Source organism: Arthrobacter sp. 05T442, assembly GCF_056395945.1.
On sequence record NZ_JBFTKM010000051.1, the window covers coordinates 1 to 864 of the forward strand.

The window sequence follows — 864 nt, forward strand, 5'->3', positions numbered from 1 at the left end:
GAACGGCTCTGGGCCCACCCGGGCCTGCGCCCCCTCTCGGGCCTGGATGACACCACGAGCTCCCCCATCGCCGCCTACCGCTGGGAATACACGGACCGGGCCCTGACCGAACAGCTCCTCCTCGAGGACGAGGGCCACCCGGCCACCGTCTCCCAGGGCCACGCCGCCGTCCGCTACACCAACCCCACCACCGGCGGGGACGTGATGCCGACCATCCGCGCCGAATTCCACCGCCTCCGCCCCGGCGCCACCACCGCGGCCCTCCGCGAGGTCGGCTCCAGCGTCTGGCAGGTCTTCGAAGGCTCCGGCACGGTGGTCCTGAACGGGGAAACCCGGACCCTGGCGAAGGGCGACCTCTTCGTCGTCCCCTCCTGGACCCAGTGGTCCCTCCAGGCGGCCCTGCAGGCAGACACCGGCTCCCACACCGGGTTCGACTTGTTCCGTTTCAGCGACGCCCCCATTTTCGAACGGCTGAACTTCAACCGCACCTACACCGAAGGACGCAAGTAAATGAGACTCCTCACCCTCCGCACCTCTGCTGGGGACAAGACAGTAACCACGGCTGTCCGCCAGGACGGGACCACCCTGACCGAAATCGGCGGCTTCGCCGACGTCGGGGAACTGCTCCGCAGCCCCGACTGGGAAGAAACCGCGAAGGCCGCCAACGGCGCCACGCACGCGCTCGAGGGCGCGGACCTGGCCGCCGTCGTCCCCTCCCCCGGCAAGATCATCTGCGTGGGCCACAACTACCGCAACCACATCAAGGAAATGGGCCGGGACGTCCCCGAGTTCCCCACCCTGTTCGCGAAGTACTCCGAATCCCTCATCGGCCCCAACGATGACCTGGCCCTCCCGCAGGAATCC

2 protein-coding genes are annotated in these 864 nt (G+C 68.6%); both read left to right on the plus strand.

Annotated elements, in window-relative coordinates; all coding sequences use genetic code 11:
- Positions 1–510, plus strand: a 510-nt coding sequence (locus AC1DES_RS19120) for a cupin domain-containing protein (protein ID WP_476897272.1), incomplete at its 5' end; no start/stop codon positions are given.
- Positions 511–864 (plus strand): fumarylacetoacetate hydrolase family protein (locus AC1DES_RS19125; RefSeq protein WP_476897273.1); only part of this gene is annotated, 354 nt, incomplete at its 3' end.